Here is a 16,890-nt window from a genome sequence, read left to right on the forward strand (position 1 = left end):
GACGATGATGGACACATAGCGGCCATCCGACACGGCGACGGTGCGAGCGCGCCGCGCTAGAAGGCGGCCCTCAATTTCCCTGTGAGCGTTCTCATGACCCCGCGTTCCTTTCTCCTCGCCCTGTCCCTGACCGCCATCGCGCTGAGCGCCCAGGGATGCCTGGTCGCCGCGGCCGGCGGCGCGGTGGTGGGGGCAACCGGGGCCGTGGTCGGAACCGCCGGCAAGGTCGTGGTCGGGACTGGCAAGGCCGTCATCCCCGGTGAGAGCAAGAAGGATCGGGAGAAGCGGGAATACAAGGAATGGAAGAAGGCGCGGCGCTAAGCTGGCCAAAGCCCAGGATGGACGTTTCAGCTATGGCTTGGCGCGCCGTTTCGGGGACGCGGTTGGTGGGGGCGAAACGCCGGCGAGCGGCGAAAAAAGGCGGCCGTCCCACCAGATCGGCTGGTGCAGGTCATGGATGATCCCATGCGCCTCGGGATGGTTGTCGTTGATCAGGATATTCCGCTCCATCCGGGCGACGACGCTCGGCACGATCAGCAACAGAGACCGTTTCGACCGCCACCATGCTTCGCCATAGGTCTTGGAAACGATGCAGTCCTCGGCCTCCCAGCCAGGGTGGTGAGCGGTTGAAAACATCTCGTAGGACACCCCCGACGGGATCGTGATGCTGATCCAGTGCTGGTTGGGGGGCATGCGCCCGGCGCCATGGACGAGTTTTTCCAGCATCGCGGCGCTGTAGTGTTCGCTTGTATAGATCATCGGGCTGAGACTGGTGTTCCAGCGCCCCGGCCAAAGCTTGGAACCCGTCGAGTCGAAGATCGGATAATCGCCCGCCGGATCGCCAATCCGATAGGCCGTGAGGACGCGGTCCAGGACCTGCCCGCTCACACAGCCGATCCGTATTGCAGACGGCCCAGGACGCCTTCCACGATCGGCCGGCCCAGTTCGCTTTCGAGCACGACATCAATCGGCCGCCGCCCGTGCATGAGCGGGTGCGCCTCGAACATGAACCGGCGCGCCTCCTCCTCCCCACCCCAGACCTCGACCGCCATCGCCCAGACGCCGGCCAGCCGGGCCAGGCGCGCGCCCTCTTCGACCGACAGCCGGCTCTCGGCGCGATCCTTAGCTGTGGCGAAGGCCCTTCGGCGGCGCGCCAGGGTCGCCCGGGCAATGATCCGGAAGGCGAACTTGTTGTCGGACGGCGCCAGGAAATGAGCGACACGATCCAGCGAGGTGAGCGGCAGCCCTTTTTCCACCGCCGACATCAGCCTGAACGGACCCGGCGCGGTGATGCCGAGCACCTTCGAAACCGGGTCAAGATTGGTCGTCACGATGACTCTCCGCAGCCGATCTCACGTGAGACGCAATATGAACCCGAGCGGGATCGTCTTCAAGCGATCCCGTCGAGGCTTGAGCGCCGCGGTGGGAGGCCGTCGTCACGGCCGAGCTCACACCCCCGACCACCCCGCCTGGCAGGAACAACCGCATCGGCCGCACCTCGTAGGCCCCGTTGGGATTGGCCTCGCCCAGTTGACGGCCAACGTCCAGGGCGGCGTCCATGTCGGCGACGTCGATGACGTAGAAGCCCAGGAACTGCTCCTTGGTCTCGGCGAACGGGCCGTCGACCACGAAAGGCGCGTCGCCCTTCATCAGGGTCCTGGCGCTGCCCGTGGCCTGCAGGCGGCCGGAAGGACCCAGCTTGCCCTCGGCGACCAGCTTGTCGTGGACGACGGTGAGGCGGCCCATCACGGCGGCGTCCTCCTGCGGCGTCCAGCCCATGACCTCTGCTTCGTTGTTGTAGCACAGCAGCATGTAGAGCATTCGCGACCATTCCCTAGCGTCATTGGACGCCAGGGATAGGGCAAGGCGCCGCGCGTTGGAAGACCGGCGTTCTCAACCAGCTTCAAACCAACACTTTTACAGCACCAGCGCGCAGCTCTCGCCGATGGTCGGGCGCGAGATCACCACGCGCGACAGGCCGGGAAACCGCGGCGTCAGGCGCTCGGCGAAATAGAGGCACAGGCGCTCAAGTGTCGGACTTTCCAGCCCCGGGCGATCGTTGAGCAGGCCGTGGTCCAGCTCGGCGGCCACAGCCTTCAGGGCGCTGTCCAGGCCGTCGAGGTCGGCCACCCAGCCGGCCTCCTGCATCGCGCCGCGCACGCTGGCCTCGACCTTGAACGAGTGGCCGTGCAGCTTGCGGTAGCGATGGTCGGCGGGACCTTGCTCGATATAGTGGGCCGCATCAAAATGCGCGGCCTTCGTGATCTCGAAGACGGGGCTCATACAGGTACTTCTTTTGACAAGGCCTGGGAGGCTCTAGCGACCCGACCCTGTCACCAGGTCGAGCGCCTTATCCGTCAGGGCAGGCCGAGATATTTGTGTGTCTGGACGCTTAAACGCCATAGAGGGTGGGAAAGGCAATAGGCGACGGCCAAGTGCGTGTTCCGCTCGCGGTCGGGGCCGTCCATCGGCTGGAGGTAGAAGCGCTCGAAATTCAGGGCCGCGAAGCGCTCGGGAAGCGCCTTGTCCTGGGGGTAGACCAGCTTCAGTTCCTGGCCCGAGGTCTGGACGACCGGCGCGTCGGCCTTGGGGCTGACGCACACCCAATCGATCCCCGTGGGCGCCTCGACGGTGCCATTGGTCTCGACGGCGATCATGAACCTGCGGGCATGGAAGGCGTCGATCAGCCGGCTGTCCAGCTGTAGCAGCGGCTCGCCGCCCGTGCAGACCACCAGGCGGTCGTCGGGGCCGCCGGTCCAGGCCGCTTCCACCGCCGCGACCAGAGCCTCGGGCGTGGCGAACTTGCCGCCGCCCTCGCCGTCCGTGCCGACGAAGTCGGTGTCACAAAAGGTGCAGATGGCCTTGTGGCGGTCCTGTTCACGGCCGGTCCACAGGTTGCAGCCGGCGAACCGGCAAAACACCGCCGCCTTGCCCGCCTGGCCGCCCTCGCCCTGCAAGGTGAGGAAGATTTCCTTGACGCTGTAGGTCATGACGAACGCCCTTCCCTCTCCCCTTGCGGGAGAGGGTGGCCCGCGAAGCGGGTTGGGCCTTGCGGGAGAGGGTGGCCCGCGAAGCGGGTTGGGCCTTGCGGGAGAGGGTGGTCCGCGAAGCGGGTCGGGCCTTGCGGGAGAGGGTGGCCCGCGAAGCGGGTCGGGCCTTGCGGGAGAGGGTGGTCCGCGAAGCGGGTCGGGTGAGGGGTTGAAGGTCGGTTCAGTCGCGAAATGCTGAACGACGGGGCGGAGAGGTTTGAGAGACCCCTCATCCGACGGCTTCGCCGCCATCTTCTCCCGCAAGGGGAGAAGGAAGAGGGATCCGCCCGCCCGCGTCCCATTCTTCATAGCCCTTCTGGCGAAGGTCGCAGGCCGGGCATTCGCCGCACCCATGACCCCAGGCATGCAGTTCGCCGCGTTCGCCCTGGTAGCAGGTATGGCTCTCGACCACGATCAGGTCGACAAGCGCCTCGCCACCCAGGGTCTTGGCCAGGGCCCAGGTCTGCGCCTTGGTCAGCTTCATCAGCGGTGTCTCGACGCTGAAGTCGCGGTCCATGCCCAGATTCAGCGCCAGTTGCATGGCGTCCAGCGTGTCGCGGCGACAGTCGGGATAGCCGGAGAAGTCGGTCTCGCACATGCCGCCCACCAAGGCGCCCAGGCCCCGGCGGTCGGCCAGGGCGGCGGCGTAGATCAGGAACACCAGATTGCGGCCGGGCACGAAGGTCGACGGCAGGCCGCGCTCGGTCATCTCGATGGCGACATCGGCGGTCAAGGCGCTTTGGGCCACCGCGCCAAAGCCCTTGAGGTCCAGCACATGGTCCTCGCCCAGGCGATCGGCCCACTGGGGGAAGCGCGTGGCGATCTGGTGACGCACGTCGACGCGCGCCTCCATCTCGATGACATGGCGCTGGCCATAGTCGAAGCCGACGGTCTCGACGCGGTCGTAGCGTCCCAGCGCCCAGGCCAGGCAGACGCTGCTGTCCTGGCCGCCCGAGAACAGCACCAGGGCGGTCTTGGCGCGCGCGGGATCGCCCGCGATGGTGGAGTAGGAGATGGTGGACATCGGCCGTCTGTAGCACGAGGCGGGAGCAGCCCGAAACGGTCCAGACCGGTCCCGCACGCCACAACCGGCTGGCATCTTCAGGAACAACGACATTCTAGCTGTACCTTCGGCGCGAATAGGACACTATGCTCAAAGCACGCCCCCAGAGGCGATCAAGGTTTCCCGACCTGAAACCACGCTTGACGCTACGTCACGCGCCGGACCGGTTTTTCTAAATCCGGTGAAAACTTACCCCTGTCAGGTGAATGTGACCCTAGGTAAAGTGAAAAGGTGTAACCTATCGCTGATTACTTACGCCAAGACCGGTTGACAGCCCAAGTTCCCAAGTATGCAATCCCCTTATGCTGCGAGGGGTCGGCCGTACGCCCGCGTAGTCGATGAAAGTGCGGCGCCGAGGAAACAACGAGATGTCAGCAGGGTCCGCCATAAGGATCCGCGACGTCCAGGGAGGGAATTAGAATGTCGCAATCTCTGCGTATACGGAGCCTGTTGGCCATGGGCGCATCCATGACCGTGCTGGCCGCCGTCGCCACCGCCGCCCCAGCCTTCGCTCAGACCGCGCCGCAAGCCGGCGGCAACGTGCTGGAAGAGCTGGTCGTCACCGCCCAGAAGAAGGAGGAGGCCCTGCAGGACGTGCCGATCGCGGTGTCCGCCTTCAGCCAGGACAGCCTCGAAGCGCAGAAGATCGACGGCGGGCCCAACCTTCAGCAGGCGATCCCCAACGTCACCTTCGCCAAGGGCAACTTCACCAACACCTTCAACTTCGCCATCCGCGGCATCGGCAACAAGGCGGTCGGCGTCTCGACCGACGGCGGCGTCGGCGTTCACGAGAACAACGCCCCCCTGCAGTCGGGCAACCTGTTCGACGCCGAGTTCTTCGACGTGGAGCGCGTCGAAGTGCTGCGCGGCCCGCAAGGCACGCTGTATGGCCGCAACGCCACCGGCGGCGTGGTCAACATCATCACAGCCAAGCCCACCGACGAATTCGAGGCCAATATCCGGGCCGAGGTCGGCAATTTCGGCACCCAGAAGGTGCGCGGCATGATCAACCTGCCGATCTTCGGCGACAAGCTGGCGATCCGGGCGGCCGGCGCCTACCTCAAGCGCGACGGTTTCGTCACCAACACCTTCAACAACCACAAGGTCGATGACCGGGATCTGTATTCGACCCGGGTCTCGGTGATGTTCAACCCGGTCGACAGCCTGCGCACCAACTTCATGTGGGAGCACTTCAACGAGGACGACAGCCGCGCCCGCGTCGGCAAGCAGCTCTGCACCAAGGACAACGGCCCGGCCACGGTCGGCGGCGTGCCCACCGGCGCGGCCCGCGCCTTCCTGACCCAGGGCTGCCTGCCCGCCTCGCTGTACGGCAACAGCGCCTATGGCACGGTCAACACCTCGGGCACCCTGACCGGTGAGCTGGGCAATATCTTCGGCTTCACCAGCGGCGACACCAACGCCGGCGACACCGCCAGCCGAAGCCTTCGCGAAATCGAGACGCTGTTCGACCCGATCTACCAATCAAAGTCGGACATCTACCAATTCAATTTAGCCTATGACCTGAGCGACAAGCTGACCTTCACGGCCATGACCTCGTACAGCAAGGGCAATGTCTATACGAAGCTAGACTACAACCGGAACGTGTCGACGGTGCCGTTCAACAACACGCCGTTGACGCCGGGCGGCGTCTTCGCCGACCCGCAGGTCGGCACGACCAACAAGTTCACCACCCTGGACGTGTCCTCGGGCGACTCCAAGCAGTTCAGCCAGGAATTCCGGCTGCAGTCGGCATTTGACGGTCCGCTGAACTTCAACATCGGCGGCATCTATTTCGACTATAAGACCACCACCGACTACTATGTGATCGGCAACTCGCTGACCCTGTCGGCCCTGGCGCTGAACTTCCAGAGGACCGGTAATCCCAACTGCAACCCCGTGACCCTGCCGACCAACTGTATCGGCATCGACCCGAACGCCACGCCGGACGGCAGCGGCCACAACTATTATGACAACCGCTCGCCCTATCACCTGAAGTCGAACGCCTTGTTCGGCGAACTGTATTGGCAGGCCAACGAGAAGCTGAAGTTCACCCTGGGCCTGCGCCGCACCCACGACGACAAGCGCCTGGACGTGTTCGACACCGTGCTGCTGTCGCCGGGCATCGGCCTCAAGCAGAGCACGACGACCCCGACGGCAAAGTCGGTCTTCGACGAGCTGACCGGCCGCTTCGGTTTCGACTACAAGCTCACCGACGATAACCTGCTCTACGCCTTCTATTCCAAGGGCTACAAGGGCGGCGGCTCCAACCCGCCGGCGGCCACCGGCTCGGCCAGCGTCAAGGCGCAGTTCGATCCTGAATTCGTCAACGCCTACGAAATCGGGTCGAAGAACACCCTGGCCGGCGGCAGCGTGATGCTGAACGCCACGGGCTTCTACTACGACTACAAGGGCTACCAGATCTCCAAGATCGTCAACCGCACCTCGGTCAACGAGAACATCGACGCCACGGTCTACGGGCTGGAACTGGAATCGGTCTGGTCGCCGATCCACAATCTGAAGCTCAACGCCAATATCGGCTATCTGCACACCAAGATCGCCGACGGCGTGTCGTCGATCGACACCATGAACCGCACCCAGAGCAACCCGGCCTACACCCTGGTCAAGGCGGGCCCCGGCCTGCCGAACGCCGCCGTCGGATCCAACTGCGTGCTCACCACCGCTGGCGTGGCGACCCTGATCGCCGCCGGGGCCGGGGCGACCGTTCCGTTCGCTTGCGGCGGCGCGGCGGTCTTCCAGGGCTTCCTGGCGACCCCCGCCGCTGCGGGCGGCGCGGGCCTGCCTGCGGGCACGGCGGCCTTCCTGGCCAACGCCACCGGCCTCTACAACTACGGCGCGGGCTATTCGATCGAAGGCACGACGGCCAACCTGAGCGGCAACGATCTGCCCAACTCGCCGCACTGGACCACCTCGGTCGGCGCTCAATATACCTGGGACTTCTCGGGCGGCTGGTCGGCCACCCTGCGCGGCGACTATTACCGCCAGAGCAAGCAGTTCACCCGCGTCTACAACACCGCCTATGACGGTCTGAAGTCGTGGGAGAACGCCAACATCACCCTCAAGGTCGAGAAGCCGGAATGGGGTCTGCAGTTTGACGCCTACGTCAAGAACCTGATGGACGACACCCCGATCACCGACGCCTACACCACCGACGACAGCTCGGGCCTGTTCACCAACCTGATCACCCTGGAGCCGCGCACCTACGGCGTCAGCATCCAGAAGTCGTTCTAGTCAAGCGCGTCAAAAAAGCGGCCCCTCGCGGGGCTGCAACATCGACCAGGAGGGCGGCGGAGTGATCCGCCGCCCTTTTGGCATGGCCCGCCATATCAAATCTTGGTCCATTCACGACTCCGCAACGCCCAGCGGGTGATGATGCGATCCCCGATAGACGCCTGCCCGAACGGCTGCATGGACACGCTCGCTCGCTTTATTGACCGCCGAGCTCCGATCGCCCCCCAGACCCCGTGCGCGGACGTCCTGGCGATCTTCCTCGCCGAGTCGCACGCCGCCGCCCTGGCCGTGGTCGAAGGAGGCAGGCCCGTGGGCCTGGTCTATCGCGACGTGCTGCTGGGTCAGATGTCCGTCGCCGCCGACGCCCTCAACGCCCGTCCGGTGCGTGAGGTGATGGACCGCGAACCGCGCCTGGTCGAGGCGTCCATCGAGGCCAGCGCCTTCGTCGAGCGCATCGCCCAGAGCGCCATCCCCGTGTTCCGCAGCGCCTATATCGGCGTCGATCAGGCCGGGGGCTATATCGGCGTCGGCGGCCTGACCTCGTTGGTCGCCTCGCACCGCCGCAAGGACCGCGAAGCCGGCGAGGCCATGGCCCTGGTCGAGCGCATGGCCGCCGATATCAGCCATCATCTGGAAGGCGTGATGGCCTTCACCGAGCGGCTTGAGCAAACGCGCCTGACGCCCGACGCCAGCGCCTATGTCCGCGCCATCGGCGAAACCAGCCGCGATATGAGCGGCGTGCTGAGCCGGGCCATGGATCTGCGCCGCGCCAATGTCGGCGGCCTGGTGCTCAATCCCGCCCCGACCCTGCTGCGCGACCTTTCGGACGCCGTCGGGGCCCGCTGGAGCGCCCGCGCGTCGCAGTGCGGTAGCACCCTGCTGTTCTCCTATGACGGCGCCCCCGAAACCACCGCCCTGATCGACGCCGACCGGGTGCTGCAGATCTTTGACGCCCTGATCGACAGCGCCCTGGCCAGCGGCCGCGGCGTCATCGAGGCCAGCCTCAAGGCCCGCCCCGTCGAGGGTGGCCTGCGGCTGGAAGGCCGTGTGCGCGACAACACCAGCGGCTCGCCCCAGGAGCGCCTGGCCCGGGTGTTCGACCCATTGGGCGCAGACCGCATCGAGGACCGCAGCGAACTGGCCTTGGGCGTGGGGATGGCCCTGGCCCATGGCCTGACCCGCACCATGGGCGGCTCGCTGAAGACCGAGGCCAACACCGGCTGTGGCCTGACCCTGCACTTCGCGATCGTCGTTCCCGAAGCCTGGCTGGCGCTCGACACCCACGACGAGCCGACGATGGACGCACGCTCGGCCCACATCCTGATCGTTGACGACAACGCCACCAACCGCATGGTCGCCGAGGCCCTGTGCGAGATGTTCGACTGCACTTCAGAACAGGTGGTCGATGGGGTCGAGGCCGTCGAGGCCGCGCGCAGCGGTCGGTTCGACCTGATCCTGATGGACATCAAGATGCCGCGCATGGACGGCGTCGCCGCCACCCGCGCCATCCGCGACCTGCCCGGCCGGGCCGGCAGCGCCCCGATCGTCGCCCTGACTGCCAACGCCGACCCCTCCGACGTCGCCACCTACATCGCCGCCGGCATGCAGGACGTGGTGGAAAAGCCGATCAAGCCGGAGCGGCTGGCCGTGGTGCTCAGCAAGCTGCTCGGCGGCGAGGACGAGGGAGCGGCGGCCGAGGCGGCGGCTTAGGAGCCTTGGCCTTCCTCCGCCCACCCGGAGCTCAACCCGGCCACCCTACCCCCGCCGAAACACCGCCGCGCGCTTGGCCATGAACGCCGCCACCGCTTCTCGGTGGTCGGCGCTGGCCACCAGAGCCGGCAGCTCCTCCTCGACATAGGACCGGCCGTCGACCACCCGCTTGGTCGCCTCCACCGCCAGGGGCGCGCGCGAGGCGATCCATTCGGCCAGGCGGAAGGCTTCGGGCAGCAGGCGGTCGGGGGCGTGGACGGCGTTGACCAGGCCGTCGGTCAGGGCCCGCTCGGGGCCGAACTGGGCGCCCGTGAGCAGGTGGACCTTGGCTCGCGCCACGCCGATCAGCCGGGGCAGGCGCACGACCGAGGCCATCAGCCCGATATTGACGCCAGACGCCGCGAACACAGCCCGGTCGCTGGCCAGCCGGATGTCGCAGGCCAGGGCCAGTTCCAGCCCGCCGCCGAAACACCAACCGTCGATGGCGGCGATCACTGGCGCGCGCACGGCCTCGACCCTGTCCATCAACCGGTTGAAGTCCTGCACCGCCTCCAGCGCCTCGGGACCCTGGCGCGCCGAGGCCTCGCGCAGATCATCACCGGCGCAGAACACCCCGCCCCGGCCGGTCAGCACCACCGCGCGGACGTCGTCGGTGGCGGCGATCTCATCGAGGATTCTAACCAGTTCGGCTCGGACCCGCAGGCCCAGGGCGTTGGCTGGCGGGGCGTCCAGCTCGACCAGCAGGATGGAGCCGGTGGGGCGGCTGACGTGGATCGTGGCGCTCATGGGTGCGACCGTGGCGGACGGGGGCGGGTTTGGAAAGCGCCTCGCTCCCTTCCCAACCCTTCAAGTCGGTTTGTCATCTTTGACGAGCGCGCAGCGCGAAGATCCGGGATGACAGCCGTTTGGGAGAGGCGGGACAAGAACCTATCGTTTCACGCGCAACCATGCTGCATCGCAACAACTTTCCGCTTGCCAGATTTAAACAGTTGTCACAGCTTAGGGCCCTGCCGGGTGGAAACCTCCGCTACGGAGCCCAAAACGAGGGATCGACGCAGCGAATGACCCGCGCGGAACGATCCACGGAGCGCAGAGAGCTAGTTGAGCGTTGTGTTGCAGCGCCGAAGAACGGGGAGTGACATGACGACCGCGACGCTAGACGAGGCCGGTGAAAAGACCGCGCTGAAAGACCTGTACGAGATCGGCGAGATCCCGCCGGCCTACCATGTGCCGAAAACCATGTACGCCTGGAGCATCCGCAAGGAGCGCCATGGCAAGCCGACCCAGGCCATGCAGGTCGAGGTCGTGCCCACCTGGGAGATCGGCGAGGACGAGGTGCTGGTTCTGGTGATGGCGGCCGGCGTCAATTACAACGGCGTGTGGGCCGCCCTTGGCGAGCCGATCAGCCCGCTGGACGGCCACAAGCAGCCCTACCACATCGCCGGCTCCGACGCCTCGGGCATCGTCTGGGCGGTGGGCAAGAAGGTCAAGCGCTGGAAGCTCGGCGACGAGGTGGTCGTCCATTGTAACCAGGACGACGGCGACGACGAGGAGTGCAACGGCGGTGACCCGATGTTCTCGACCAGCCAGCGGATCTGGGGCTACGAGACCCCGGACGGCAGCTTCGCCCAGTTCTGCCGGGTGCAGTCGCGCCAGTTGATGCCGCGCCCCAAGCACCTGACCTGGGAAGAGGCGGCCTGCTACACCCTGACCCTGGCCACCGCCTATCGCATGCTGTTTGGCCACACGCCGCATGAGCTGAAGCCCGGCCAGAACGTGCTGGTCTGGGGCGCTTCCGGCGGGCTGGGGGTGTTCGCCGTGCAGTTGGCCGCCGTCGTTGGCGCCAACGCCATCGGCGTGGTCAGCGACGATGAAAAGCGCGACTTCGTGTTGTCGATGGGCGCCAAGGCGGTGCTGAACCGCAAGGAATTTAACTGCTGGGGCCAGCTGCCCACCGTCAACGGCCCCGAGTTCAACGACTACATGGCCGAGAGCCGCAAGTTCGGTAAGGCGCTGTGGCAGATCACCGGCAAGAAGGACGTCGACCTGGTGTTCGAACACCCAGGCGAGTCGACCTTCCCGGTCTCGGTGTTCGTGGTCAAGCGCGGCGGCATGGTCGCCATCTGCGCCGGCACCAGCGGCTTCAACCTGACCATGGACGCCCGCTTCCTGTGGATGCGCCAGAAACGCGTCCAGGGCAGCCACTTCGCCAATCTGATGCAGGCCAGCGCCGCCAACCAGCTGGTCATCGACCGCCGGGTCGATCCCTGCCTGTCGGAAGTCTTCCCCTGGGAAGACATCCCCGCCGCCCACGAGAAGATGCTGGCCAACCAGCACCTGCCCGGCAACATGGCGGTGCTGGTCTGCGCCCAGCGGCCGGGCCTGCGGACCTTCGAGGAAGTGGTGGAGATCAGCGAGGGGCTGTGAGGGCAAGGGTCGGGGACATGCACTTGCGCGTGTCCCCACAGGCCCAGCGGCGTTTGGGGACACGAACAAGTGCATGTCCCCGGGCGGACTGACCCCCTACCGCCCCAACTCGTCGGCCACCGTTCGGGCCAGGGCCTCGTCGAAATCGGTGACCTCCGAAAATCCCAGCCGCCGCCGAATCTTGGCGTTGTCGATGAACAGTGGGTAGCTCAGGTCCAGCCCCGCCACGGCCGCCGCCAGGGCGCCGCGGGCGACGTCGGGATGGACCAGCTCCACCTCGCCCGGCCAGCCCAGGTGTTCGGCGAAGGTCGCGGCCCAGGCCAGGTTGGTCGGGGTGTTGGCGCGGCCCAGGTTGTAGGTCTGGCCGCCGGCCCTCGGGTGGACGGCGGCCAGGGCGATCCCCGCCGCCACGTCGTCGACATAGCCGAAGGTCGCCCGCCAGGCCGCCCAGGGGTGGGTGATGTTGAACCGCGCCCGGCCCTGGACCATCGGCCGGATCGCCCAGGAAAACCGCCGCTGGCGGTCGCCGGGTCCAAACACCATCGGCAGGCGCAGGATGGTCGCTTCGAGCCCCGCAGCGGCGCGAGCCGCCTCTTCAAGAGGGATCTTGTCGTAGTCGTCCATCCAGGCCTGGGGGTCGCTGGCCGGGCGGGGCTTGGCCAGGCGGTAGGGGTGGCGCGAGGCGCGCAAGGCCCCGTCCTCGGTCAAACGGTCCCAGATCGGGCTCGGCCGACCCTTGCGGTGCAGGCCTTCGTAGTTGGCGTAGACGTCGATCGAGCTGGCCATCACGTAGCGCTCGACCTGGCCGACCAGGGCGTCGAGCAGCGGCAAGGTGTCGGCCGCCGTGTAGGCCAGCAGGTCGATGACCGTGGTCGCGCCGATCTCGCGCACGGCCGCCAGCACGGCGGCCGTGTCGCCGCGATCGAGCACCAGCGAGCGCGCGCCGGCCGATACGGCGCGGCGCCCGTGATGAACCACCACGGTCTCGACGCCGTCGGCCAGCAGCCGCGCGACCAGCGGCCCGCCGATGAAACCTGTTCCCCCCAGGACCAGGACGCTCATGCCAATCGCGAACTCCTCTGCCAGCGCCGCCAGCCTATGCGCGAGCCACGGGTTCAAGGCAAATCGGCCGCCGCTTGCGCCGGCGTCTTGAAGCCTGTTCCGGATGAGCGTGGGCGGATCCGGCTGGGGACATGCCCATGGGCATGTCCCCAATCCCATTCGGTGATTGGCAACCGCTGGAACCCGTCGCACAGTCAGCCCCAACAAGTGTTCGGGGGAGTGAAACATGGGCTGGAAGAGCAAGGCGGCGTTGACCGCCGTGGGCGCGGTGCTGGTCGTGGCCGGGGTGGTGGCCGTGCGCACCGCCACCTTCAAGGCCCCGGCGGCGGTCGATCTGTCGAGCGTCCGCCTGGCGCCCCCCCGCCCGGTCGACGTGGCCATGGCCGCCCAGCATCTGGGTGAGGCCGTGCGCTTCCAGACCGTCAGCCACCAGGACAAGGCGGAAGACCAACCGGCCGAATGGGACAGGCTGCACGCCTGGCTGCAGGCGACCTATCCCGACGCCCACCGGGTGATGACCCGCGAGGTCGTCGACGGCCACGCCCTGGTCTACACCTGGAAAGGAACCGAACCGGCCCTGCCGCCGATCGTGCTGATGGCCCACCAGGACGTGGTGCCGGTGACGCCGGGCAGCGAGGGCGCCTGGACCCATCCCCCGTTCGACGGCGCGGTCGCTGACGGCGCGGTCTGGGGCCGGGGCTCGATCGACGACAAGGGCTCGCTGGTCACCCTGTTCGAGGCCCTGGACGGCCTGGCCAAGGCCGGCTTCACGCCGCGTAGAACGGTGATCCTGGTCAGCGGCCATGACGAGGAGGTGCGCGGCGGCGGCGCCCGCGCGGCGGCGGCCCTGCTCAAGGCGCGCGGCGTCAAGGCGCAGTTCGTGCTCGACGAGGGCATGGTGGTGGTCGCCGACCACCCGGTCACCCACGCCCCGGTGGCCCTGATCGCCCTGGCCGAGAAGGGCTACGCGACCCTGACCGTCACCGCGCCCGCCGTCGGCGGCCACTCCTCGGCCCCGCCGCCCCAGACCGGGGTCGCCACCCTGGCCAAGGCGGTGCTGGCCATCGCCGACAAGCCTTTCCCGATGAGGTTCTCCGGCCCCGGCGCCGACATGCTCAAAAGCCTGGCCCCGCACGCCTCGCCGACCGTCAAGATGGCGGCCGCAAACACCTGGCTGTTCTCGCCTTTTCTGGTGAAAGAGACGTCTCGTACACCCGCCGGCGCGGCCATGCTGCACACCACCATCGCCCCGACCATGCTTAAGGGCTCGCCCAAGGAAAACGTTCTGCCGCAGGACGCCGAGGCCTGGATCAATTACCGCATCGCCCCCGGCGACACCTCGGCCGACGTCATGGCGCGGGCCAAGCGCGCGGTCGGCGACCTGCCGGTCAAGCTGGCCTGGGTCAAGACGCCGGACGAGCCGAGCAAGGTGTCGTCCACGTCGTCCGAAGGCTGGAAGACCCTGTCGGCCCTGGCTGCCGACGAGAGCAAGGCTCCCGTCGCGCCGGCCCTGATGACCGCCGCCAGCGACAGCCGTTACATGGGCCCCATCGCCGACGACATCTACCGCTTCCAGCCGCTGCTGCTATCGGTGAAGGACACCGAGATGATCCACGGCACCAACGAGCACATGACCCTGGCCAATGTGGAGCGGATGGTGCGGTTCTATCAGCGGCTGGTCGAGACGGCGGCGAGGTAAAATAGCTCTCTCCCGGAGGGGAGAGGGTCGCAACTGTCGCCGATTGTTCACACGCAGCGACACCGCGCCGCTCTGGACGCCAGCGTCGTGATGGGGCCTATTGCGCCCTTGGGAATAGCTTGCCGTGAGATCCGATCCGGGGACCGCCTCGCGCGGGGTCGGATTTTGCGTGAACAGGCTGCACAGTCGGACGACGCTACACATGGCTGACGATGCGCAAATGCAGGCCGCGCGGCCAGCTTCGAAAGCCGTGAAATTCGGCGAAGGCTTCGTGATGGACGCCTGGTACCTCGCGGCCCTGTCGCCCGAGCTGAAGCCCGGCAAGATGGAAAGCCGCGAATATCTCGGCGAGCCGGTGGTCATCGGCCGCACCAAGGGTGGCGAGGTCTATGCCCTGCGCGATGTCTGCCCGCACCGCGCCGCCAAGCTGTCGGCCGGCAAGGTGCGGACCGAGGATGACGGCCGCGAGACGGTCGAATGCCCCTATCACGGCTGGCGGTTCCACACCGATGGCGGCTGCGCCAAGATCCCGTCGCTGACCGCCGACAACCCGCTCGACATCAGCAAGGTGCGGGTGCGGAAATATCCGCTGGTCGAGAGCCAGGGCCTGGTGTGGATCTGGATGTCGGGCGACGTCCATTTTGACGGCCAGCCGCCCTGCTCGCCCCCGGTGATCCCCGGGATCGTCGGCGGCAAGCCCAAGCTGGTCGATCACCTGGACTACGACATCCATATCGACCACGCGGTGCTGGGCCTGATCGACCCGGCCCACGGCCCGTTCGTGCACCAGCAGTGGTGGTGGCGCACCACCGCCAGCCAACACGAGAAGCACAAGAAGTTCGCCCCCAGCGAGGCCGGCTTCACCATGGTGCGCCACGAGCCAAGCAAGAACTCCAAGGCCTATGCCATCCTCGGCGGCGAGCCCCTGACCGAGATCACCTTCCGCCTGCCGGGCCTGCGCTGGGAGCACGTGAAGGTCGGCGACAAGCAGGTGCTGGCCCTGTCGGCCATGACCCCGATCAACGCTGGCAAGACCCGGATGAACCAGATCATCTGGTCCGACCACCCGGCCTTCACCCTGCTCTATCCGGTGATCCGCCTGGCCGCCCGGACCTTCCTGCGCCAGGACGGCAAGATCGTCGCCGCCCAGACCCGCGGCCTGCGCGACAACCCCGCCCTGATGTGGGTGGGCGACGCCGACCAGCAGGGCCGCTGGTACCACCAGCTCAAGCGCGAATGGGCGGCGGCCCACCGCGAGCGCCGGCCGTTCCAGAACCCGGTGGAAGAGACGACGCTGCGGTGGCGGACCTAGGGGCATGCGGCTAGTTTCATGGCTTGGCTGTGAGGATCCGCATGCGGGCACAAGACGATCAGCACCGAGCGTTCGGTGCTAGGTTTGAACCTCATCCGGGCGGTTACATCGTCTTCACGCGGCGGGGCGGGGCGCTCTTCTCGACCGAGGAACGCGATGCCTATGTGGCGGCCCATCGCAAGGCCAAGCCTGTACTATGGCAAATTTTTCTTTTGACGGTGGTCGGAATCCTAGCCATCGCGCTCGTTGAGTTCGTCCTGATAAATGCCGCCCTCGGAATCTGGCCCGCCAGCCTCCTGCGCAATAACGTAATCATCGCCTCCGTGCTGTTGGCGCCAGTGGGCCTGTTCGTGGCTCTGCTTGTCTTTGGCCTGCTCCCACTCATCCGGCTGGTCCAGCGCGTCAATCGCGGGGCCGATCGTAGGCCGATCGTGGCGCCGCCGCGCGAGCGTCAGCCAAGGACGAAACGGCTGCCGAACCTTGCCGCCTTCATCGGAATCATAGGGTTCGCTATCGCCTTTACATCCGGCAGGATGACCTTCACCTGGCCTTGGATCACGGGAGCGGGCGCGCTAATCGCGCTAGTCATCTTTGTCGTGTCGCGCCCTACGGGGACGCCGCGCGGCGGTCGATGACCATCCGCGGTGTTCTTCGATCCCTAACCACCCTGCCCACCGCGCGCGGCTGGGCGCTGTGCGGGCTGATCGGCCTGGCGACCGCCGCCCTGATGGCCGCCATCGGCTTCACCACCGGCCTCTATACCCTGACCCCCGCCGTTCCCGGCCTGCCGCTGCGGCTGCTGACCGTGCTGTTCGTGCCCGCCCTGGGAGAGGAGATCCCGTTTCGCGGGTTGCTGGTCCCCGGACCGGAGGCCAAGCGGCCTTGGCCGGCGATCACGATCTCGACTGCGCTCTATGTCGCTTGGCACCCGCTGGAGGCGCTGACCTTCCTGCCCCGGGCGACGATGTTCCTGCGAGCGGACTTCCTCGTTTGTACGGCGATCCTGGGCTTGGCCTGCGCCGTGATGCGCTGGCGGACCGGCTCGCTATGGCCGGCGGTGATCCTGCACGGCGGGTTCGTGATACTGTGGCAGACTTGGTTGGGCGGCGTGCGGCTGTAGGGTCTTCATCGCTCACCAGGCCCCCTCTCTCCGCTCATCCCGACGAAAGTCGGGACCCAAGCGGCGCGGGCCGTCCTGTCCGAGCGGAACCCCAATCTCGGCTTGGGTCCCCTGAGTTCACAAACGAAGTGCAACACTCTCTGACCGAGGTGTTGCGATGGGACAAGCCTATGATCACCTCACGCTTGAGGAGCGGTGTGAGCTTGCCCGGCGTCGTGA

At 66.9% G+C, this 16,890-nt stretch carries 15 protein-coding genes and 1 pseudogene; 8 read left to right on the plus strand and 8 right to left on the minus strand.

Going from position 1 to position 16,890, the window contains the following annotated elements; all coding sequences use genetic code 11:
* Positions 1-93 precede the first annotated feature (93 nt).
* Positions 94-321 (plus strand): hypothetical protein, encoded by a 228-nt coding sequence (locus tag ACP7AG_RS05975; RefSeq protein WP_426030142.1) that lies wholly within the window; start codon positions 94-96, stop codon positions 319-321.
* Positions 322-351: 30 nt separating this feature from the next.
* Here ACP7AG_RS05975 and ACP7AG_RS05980 read toward each other — a convergent pair whose 3' ends face one another.
* From ACP7AG_RS05980 to queC, 6 genes and pseudogenes are all read right to left on the minus strand, one after another.
* Positions 352-888 (minus strand): RES family NAD+ phosphorylase, encoded by a 537-nt coding sequence (locus ACP7AG_RS05980; protein ID WP_426030143.1) that lies wholly within the window; start codon positions 886-888, stop codon positions 352-354.
* The gene (locus tag ACP7AG_RS05985) at positions 885-1,331 is read right to left on the minus strand and encodes an antitoxin Xre/MbcA/ParS toxin-binding domain-containing protein (protein ID WP_426030144.1); all 447 of its coding nucleotides are present in this window, start codon (positions 1,329-1,331) and stop codon (positions 885-887) included. The genes ACP7AG_RS05980 and ACP7AG_RS05985 overlap by 4 nt, the downstream gene beginning before the upstream one ends.
* A gap of 130 nt (positions 1,332-1,461) precedes the next feature.
* Positions 1,462-1,821: pseudogene (locus ACP7AG_RS05990) on the minus strand (YciI family protein); the annotation flags it as partial.
* 96 nt (positions 1,822-1,917) lie between these two features.
* The gene (locus ACP7AG_RS05995) at positions 1,918-2,283 is read right to left on the minus strand and encodes a 6-pyruvoyl trahydropterin synthase family protein (RefSeq protein ID WP_426030145.1); all 366 of its coding nucleotides are present in this window, start codon (positions 2,281-2,283) and stop codon (positions 1,918-1,920) included.
* Between the two features lie 74 nt (positions 2,284-2,357).
* Entirely contained in the window at positions 2,358-2,990 is a 633-nt protein-coding gene (gene queE, locus ACP7AG_RS06000) for a 7-carboxy-7-deazaguanine synthase (RefSeq protein ID WP_426030146.1), read from the minus strand.
* Positions 2,991-3,258: 268 nt separating this feature from the next.
* Entirely contained in the window at positions 3,259-4,053 is a 795-nt protein-coding gene (gene queC, locus ACP7AG_RS06005) for a 7-cyano-7-deazaguanine synthase QueC (RefSeq protein ID WP_426009300.1), read from the minus strand.
* Positions 4,054-4,512: 459 nt separating this feature from the next.
* Here queC and ACP7AG_RS06010 point away from each other — a divergent pair, with 459 nt between their 5' ends.
* On the plus strand, positions 4,513-7,341 hold the full coding sequence (locus ACP7AG_RS06010) for a TonB-dependent receptor (RefSeq protein WP_426009302.1): 2,829 nt from the start codon (positions 4,513-4,515) through the stop codon (positions 7,339-7,341).
* A gap of 177 nt (positions 7,342-7,518) precedes the next feature.
* Positions 7,519-9,051: a response regulator gene (locus tag ACP7AG_RS06015; RefSeq protein WP_426030147.1), complete on the plus strand. Its 1,533-nt coding sequence runs from the start codon at positions 7,519-7,521 to the stop codon at positions 9,049-9,051.
* A 45-nt stretch (positions 9,052-9,096) separates the two neighbouring features.
* Here the strand turns inward: ACP7AG_RS06015 and ACP7AG_RS06020 are convergent, their stop codons facing one another.
* A complete protein-coding gene (locus ACP7AG_RS06020; protein WP_426030148.1) occupies positions 9,097-9,837 on the minus strand; it encodes an enoyl-CoA hydratase/isomerase family protein in 741 nt (246 codons plus the stop codon).
* Positions 9,838-10,191: 354 nt separating this feature from the next.
* Between ACP7AG_RS06020 and ccrA the strand changes: the two genes are divergently transcribed.
* On the plus strand, positions 10,192-11,478 hold the full coding sequence (gene ccrA, locus ACP7AG_RS06025) for a crotonyl-CoA carboxylase/reductase (RefSeq protein WP_426009316.1): 1,287 nt from the start codon (positions 10,192-10,194) through the stop codon (positions 11,476-11,478).
* A 96-nt stretch (positions 11,479-11,574) separates the two neighbouring features.
* Here ccrA and ACP7AG_RS06030 read toward each other — a convergent pair whose 3' ends face one another.
* A complete protein-coding gene (locus tag ACP7AG_RS06030) occupies positions 11,575-12,540 on the minus strand; it encodes an NAD-dependent epimerase/dehydratase family protein (protein ID WP_426030149.1) in 966 nt (321 codons plus the stop codon).
* Between the two features lie 226 nt (positions 12,541-12,766).
* Between ACP7AG_RS06030 and ACP7AG_RS06035 the strand changes: the two genes are divergently transcribed.
* The 4 genes from ACP7AG_RS06035 (at position 12,767) to ACP7AG_RS06050 (ending at position 16,671) form a co-directional block, all read left to right on the plus strand.
* Positions 12,767-14,239, plus strand: a complete 1,473-nt coding sequence (locus ACP7AG_RS06035; RefSeq protein ID WP_426030150.1) for a M20 family peptidase — start codon at positions 12,767-12,769, stop codon at positions 14,237-14,239.
* 202 nt (positions 14,240-14,441) lie between these two features.
* Positions 14,442-15,551, plus strand: a complete 1,110-nt coding sequence (locus tag ACP7AG_RS06040; protein WP_426030151.1) for a Rieske 2Fe-2S domain-containing protein — start codon at positions 14,442-14,444, stop codon at positions 15,549-15,551.
* A 41-nt stretch (positions 15,552-15,592) separates the two neighbouring features.
* Positions 15,593-16,186, plus strand: a complete 594-nt coding sequence (locus ACP7AG_RS06045) for a hypothetical protein (RefSeq protein ID WP_426030152.1) — start codon at positions 15,593-15,595, stop codon at positions 16,184-16,186.
* Entirely contained in the window at positions 16,183-16,671 is a 489-nt protein-coding gene (locus ACP7AG_RS06050) for a CPBP family glutamic-type intramembrane protease (RefSeq protein ID WP_426030153.1), read from the plus strand. The genes ACP7AG_RS06045 and ACP7AG_RS06050 overlap by 4 nt, the downstream gene beginning before the upstream one ends.
* The last annotated feature ends 219 nt before the right edge of the window (positions 16,672-16,890 follow it).

The sequence above is a fragment of the Caulobacter sp. DWP3-1-3b2 genome (assembly GCF_049896325.1).
In the GTDB taxonomy this organism is placed as follows: Bacteria; Pseudomonadota; Alphaproteobacteria; order Caulobacterales; family Caulobacteraceae; genus Caulobacter.